This window comes from Aerococcus sp. L_32, assembly GCF_050689315.1.
This window is the reverse complement of record NZ_JBOEQF010000767.1, coordinates 1-859: the sequence shown is the minus strand read 5'-3', so window position 1 is coordinate 859 and position 859 is coordinate 1. Positions and strand designations below refer to the sequence as shown.

General features: G+C 39.0%; 1 pseudogene. It reads right to left on the bottom strand.

Annotation, left to right across the window (positions count from 1 at the left end):
- Positions 1 to 859, bottom strand: a pseudogene (locus ACRCJ0_RS16310) (class 1b ribonucleoside-diphosphate reductase subunit alpha); the annotation flags it as partial.

The window sequence follows — 859 nt, the reverse complement described above, 5'->3', positions numbered from 1 at the left end:
CTGGTTTGAAGTTTTCAAAGCATAGTAACGTAATGCCATAAAGTAAGCATCCGTTAACTCTAGCGCTTCAGCTGATCCATAATGAATTTGGTTGGTAGCAAGGGCTGTATGTAGTCCCATCGCGCCCAATCCGATAGAGTTATAAGCTGAGTTCCCACGTTCAACACTTGGCACCGCTTGAATTGATGTCATATCAGAAACGGCAGTTAAAGCCCGTACAGCAGTATCCACAGCTTGCTCAAAGTGATGCGTTTTTAGCATTTCAGTAATATTTGTTGAAGCTAAGTTACAAGAAATATCTAAACCAACTTCTTCATAAGTTAAATCTTCATTTAGAGTAGATGGCTTTTGTACCTGCATGATTTCAGAACATAAGTTAGACATGGTAATTGTCCCGTTAACTGGGTTTTCCTTGTTCGCTGTATCCACATTCATGATATATGGATAGCCAGATTCTTGTTGTAGACGCGAAATCTCTTGCTCTAACTCACGTGCATTGATTTTATATTTCTTAATGTCCTTATTAGCAACCATATCTTCGTAATGTTCCGTGATATTGACATAGCCAAATGGTTGACCGTAAATGCGTTCCACGTCATATGGACTAAACAAGTACATGGGTTCATTTGTTTTCAATAGTTCATAGTACTTATCTGGCACTACCAAACCTAGCGATAAGGTCTTTACTCGAATTTTTTCATCGGCATTTTCTTTCTTAGTAGATAAGAACTCATACACATCCGGGTGGAAGGCGTTTAAATAAACAACCCCAGCACCATTTCGTTGACCTAATTGGTTAGCATAAGAAAAGGCATCTTCTAACAGTTTCATTACTGGCACAACACCTGAACCAGCATTC